This is a genomic window from Aeromonas cavernicola (assembly GCF_002795305.1).
GTDB lineage: Bacteria > Pseudomonadota > Gammaproteobacteria > Enterobacterales > Aeromonadaceae > Aeromonas > Aeromonas cavernicola.
In genome coordinates this window covers 1-4,662 of the sequence record NZ_PGGC01000119.1, presented here as the reverse complement: position 1 = coordinate 4,662, position 4,662 = coordinate 1, and the positions used below count along the sequence as shown (strand labels likewise).

Sequence of the window (4,662 nt, the reverse complement as noted above, 5' to 3'; positions counted from 1 at the left end):
AGATAAGAAAGACACCGACGGTGACGGTGTTGACGACAAGACCGAAGTGGACAACGGCTCTAACCCGCTTGACCCGAACGATCCTGTTGTTGACCCGAACGGTGACAAAGATGGTGACGGCCTGACCAACGGGCAAGAGAACCAACTTGGTACCGACCCAGATAAGAAAGACACCGACGGTGACGGTGTGGACGACAAGACCGAAGTGGACAACGGCTCTAACCCGCTTGACCCGAACGATCCTGTTGTTGACCCGAACGGTGACAAAGATGGTGACGGCCTGACCAACGGGCAAGAGAACCAACTTGGTACCGACCCAGATAAGAAAGACACCGACGGTGACGGTATTGACGATAAGACCGAAGTGGACAACGGCAGCAACCCGTTGGATGTCAACGACCCGCTTAATGGTGGTATGACGCTCGACGAAAATAGCATCAGGGTCATTCGTGACAATGCTCTGCCTAACAACGTAGACAGCAACGAAGTTGCGGTCACCGTTGTGGATGCGGCTGGCAATCCGAAAGCGGGTGTTACCGTTAACTGGACTACTTCAGATGGTACGTTGGCAGCAGCGACCAGTGTGACTGATGCTGATGGTATTGCTCGCATGACTGTGACTAGCAGTCAGATTGCAACTGCCACTGTGACAGCAACATTGCTGGGAGTAAGCCAGAACGTACAGGTTAATTTTGTGGTGGGCTTGATTGCCGAAGATGGTGTGAAAGTCACGAATCAAAATGGCGACGACGTACCAGCTGGTTCACCAGTAGGTACAGTGCTTTACGCTCAAGTTCGCTTGGACGGTGAGGCTACAGGTAAGACTGGTCGTGGAACCGAGCAACTGAGTGATGGCAATAGCCTAACCTATCAGTGGCAGCGTAGTAAGGATGGTGTCGCTTGGACTGACGTTGGTAGCAACCAGGACACCTACACCACTCAAGGTGCGGATCAGGGCTTTACATTCCGTGTGAATGTGACCGCCCAGTGATGCAGTGATTCGCGGCAAATACCGCAATAAAACCAGTGGGTCCAACTAGGGCCCACACTTTAAAACAAGTGAACAGGAATATTTAAATGAAGAAGTCTATCCAAACTCGTCCAGCTTTTCGTCGTACTGCTCTGGCTGCAGGTCTGCTGGCAGCACTTCTGAGCCACGGTGCAACAGCGCTTACCTCTACTAACACTGCGGGCCCAATCCATGGTCGTCAGATAACAGTGATCGATGCTCCCGAGATTGCAGGTCAGACTGCAGGTTTGGCGGTCACTCTGCCTACAGTGCCCGGTACTGATGATGCTGACAATGATGCTCTGGTTGACTGGTACTACACGTGGCAAGTGGACGGTGTTGATGTTGGCACTGAGCAATTGGCTGGTAGCATCTCTGCTATCCCAGCTTACCAGTCCACAGCCGCTGATGCTGGCAAGAAAGTGACCCTGAAGCTGCGTGCCGTTGCTGATGAGCGTAGCTACCCAGAAGCCACTCGTTATTCCATCGCCAGCGTATCAAACGCTGTTACCTTGGTTGCGGGTGAGTTGGAGATTGGTGGTGAAGGTCCTATCGACCCGAATCCGGAGATCCCAGGATCTATCGGTTTGGATGCTGATGGCAAAGGTTCAGGCCCAGAAAACCAAGAGATCAAGGTCGATATCGGCTCTTCTGTCACCAGCAGCAACCCAGATGCTAATCTGGAGTGGAGCTTAGGGGGTGCTGATGCAGGTCAGTTCACCGTTGATGAGAACGGCGTGCTAACCTTGAAACCGCAGGATGCTGAGAATCCAGTGGACTCCGATGGCAATGGTACCTATGTGGTAGAAGTGACTGTAACCGACCCTGCTACTGGTGCAAGCGACACGGTTATTGTGGAAATCACAGTAGTTAACGTGGTTGAAGTTGCGACTGCTGTTAAGGTAGTTAACGCAAGCGGTGCTGAAATCACTGGTAACCCGATCGTGGGTGACGTGCTGCACACTGCCGTAACTCTGAACGATGGCGCTGGCGAGAAGCGTGACCGTACTGATGCCACTTACAAGTGGGAACGTCGTGTAGCTCGTGTGGTCGGTAGCGAAGGCGAATGGATGACTGTTTCTGGCGAGACTAGCCCGACCTACACAGTGAAAGCTGAAGATCAAGGCTACGAGTTCCGTGTCGATGCCAACGGTAAGTAATATTAGCTATAATCGGCTAATATAAGGCTAGGGAAGCCCGTGATAAGCGGGCTTCCTTATATATGCAGTTTTAATAAATTATTTGATATTTAGCTTTGGTTTTGCCAAGGGTAAATCTCGGGGTTAATAATATGAGCATAAATCTGGCTCGTTTTTCACGCATGCCTAGTTTGTTTCCGATGTCATTGGTTGCAAGTGGGGTATACCTTTTACTATCTCCTCTGGCTAATGCTGCCCCTAGTGAAAAAACACTACCTGCACATGGTCGCCAGATCGTTGTTACCGGATCTCCCACTATCAGTGGTTCGGGGGTTGCAACAACCAACATGACCACATCGCGACTTCCTAGTGTCACTGATGCTGATAATGACGCACTTGTAAACTGGTATTATCAATGGATAGTTGGCGGTGTCGCTGTTGGTACCGAAGCACTAGCGGGTAGCACCACCGCAATTCCCCTTTACAGAGTGCAAGCTGGTGATACAGGGAAAGCGATTCAGTTAAGACTACGTGCTGTTGCTGATGGAAATACCAGTTTCCCAGAGGCAACTCGTTACTCGAATCCTGTGCTTTCTAATTCTATTACGGCTCAGGCGGCAACGCTGAGTTTTTCTAATCCCAGTACGACGGTATATACAGCAAACGAAAACTTTTCGTTCGGTTGGAATGAAATGTTCACCTCGAATGTGGGCACCACACTTGCGGACGTAGATTGGACTTTTACTGGCGATGTAGCTGCCCTCCGCTTACCAAAAGATCCAAAGGACAACCTTCTTTGGGTTGGCTATATGGATTATGAAAATCCGAGAGATGCCAACAGAGATAACGTCTATGACATCACCGTTACTATACGTGACAGAGTTCGCAACATCAGTGCTAGTAAGAATATTCGTTATACAGTAACAAACGTGTTGGAAGACGTAACCAGCATCCGCGTAGTGGATGGCAGTTCTAATAACTTGAGCGGTAACCCAGTTGTAGGACAGGTACTGCACAGTGCTGTCATCCTCAATGATGGTCAAGGTGAGCGACTGGATAGAAGTGATGTGAATTACCAGTGGAAGCGTACTGATAGCCGTGTTGGCGGTTCACCAGTCGCGATATCCGGGGCAACCAGTGCGACTTATACCGTTAAAGCTGAAGATCAGGGTTATAAGTTCCGCGTGGAAGTTATCGGTAAGTAACTTATACGGTGGTTAAGGGTGAAATTGGAAAAATGCTCTACTCAATCTACTGTACACAGTTCTAACACATGAGTTAATAAGATGCGTAATCTGAAAATGAAATCAATAGGACAGAGTGTCCGTATATTTGGCGTACTCGCTAGCTGTATTTGGCTCGGGCTTGCCAGTGCGGCAGAAAGTGGCGATACCTTGGAGGCCCATGGTACAGGTGCCCCCACGGTGCCTTCTTCACTGACCGTTTACGGCTTTATTGTGAATACACCTATCACGGCGACTTATGGTACATCAACAGACCCTGATGGTGACCCAATCAACTATGAAGTGAGATGGTGTACCGGTTCTGGCGGTAGTGGAACTTGTGTGACGGGGGCAACTCAGACTTTTACTAATTTCACTACCCGTTATGTATCGGTACGAGCAGTAACTCCGCGTGGGTATCCTACTGCGACCCAAGGACAGAGTGCATGGAGTACTGAAACAACTTCCGCTGTTGGTAATTTGGTTGATATCTCTGGCCTCGGGATGTTCTCCAAGCCGGATGGCACTAACCGTACTTGGTCGGAAGCGAACACATACTGTACTGACTTGGTTCGCGGTGGCTTTAGCGATTGGCGTTTGGCTTCTGAAACTGAGTTAAGGGCTCTTTACGATCGCTATCCGAGATCCGCTGTTGACTCACGATTTGATTGGCCAACAGGTACCACTTACTACTGGACATCGACAGTGGGTGGTCTTGGCCATAGATATATAGGTTTCTTAGATGGTGCGGCTGGAAACAGTGGCGACGGCATCAGACGTAACGTTGCCTGCATTCGTTAATTATCAGCCGGCATACATGTTGTAAGGGGTTATGAGTCTCCTCCATTATCGTCTGATACTTTAGGATGCTGTAAGTTGATCAATGCTTAGAAAATCTGCTCCAGTCGACATTGTCAGCTGGGGCATATCTTTGGGTTAAACAGATTAATGCTATGATGATCTCATCTCCCATTCAGTACCTATCAACAAATCATGCACAGAATATTAATAGAATACGTCAATTTAAATACCTTCTAAGGTCCTAATACCGGATGGTAATCCCCCCATTTTTAGGGGCATTCAAAAGTAGAGGTCATGCAGCCTTTGCCAAATGCTGCTTTGGGGTATAACCATCCAGCGCCATATTGGGCCGCTCATGGTTATAAACCCACAGCCATTGTGTTGCAAATTCTTGTAACTCCTCCAGCGTGCCAAACAGGTGATGAGCCAACCAATCGTAACGCACCGTTCTGTTAAACCGCTCTATGTACGCGTTCTGCTGGGGATTACC

At 49.2% G+C, this 4,662-nt stretch carries 5 protein-coding genes; 4 read left to right on the top strand and 1 reads right to left on the bottom strand.

The window, feature by feature from the left end; all coding sequences use genetic code 11:
• The 4 genes from CUC53_RS13220 to CUC53_RS13205 all read left to right on the top strand — a co-directional run.
• Positions 1-991, top strand: a 991-nt coding sequence (locus CUC53_RS13220) for an Ig-like domain-containing protein (RefSeq protein WP_201796763.1), incomplete at its 5' end; no start/stop codon positions are given.
• Between the two features lie 86 nt (positions 992-1,077).
• The gene (locus tag CUC53_RS13215) at positions 1,078-2,169 is read left to right on the top strand and encodes a hypothetical protein (protein ID WP_100294591.1); all 1,092 of its coding nucleotides are present in this window, start codon (positions 1,078-1,080) and stop codon (positions 2,167-2,169) included.
• Between the two features lie 131 nt (positions 2,170-2,300).
• On the top strand, positions 2,301-3,353 hold the full coding sequence (locus tag CUC53_RS18895; RefSeq protein ID WP_157798275.1) for a hypothetical protein: 1,053 nt from the start codon (positions 2,301-2,303) through the stop codon (positions 3,351-3,353).
• An 81-nt stretch (positions 3,354-3,434) separates the two neighbouring features.
• A complete protein-coding gene (locus CUC53_RS13205; protein ID WP_100294589.1) occupies positions 3,435-4,172 on the top strand; it encodes an Lcl domain-containing protein in 738 nt (245 codons plus the stop codon).
• A gap of 292 nt (positions 4,173-4,464) precedes the next feature.
• On the opposite strand, the gene CUC53_RS13200 is transcribed toward CUC53_RS13205, so the two are convergent.
• Positions 4,465-4,662, bottom strand: a 198-nt coding sequence (locus CUC53_RS13200; protein ID WP_157798274.1) for an integrase core domain-containing protein, incomplete at its 5' end; no start/stop codon positions are given.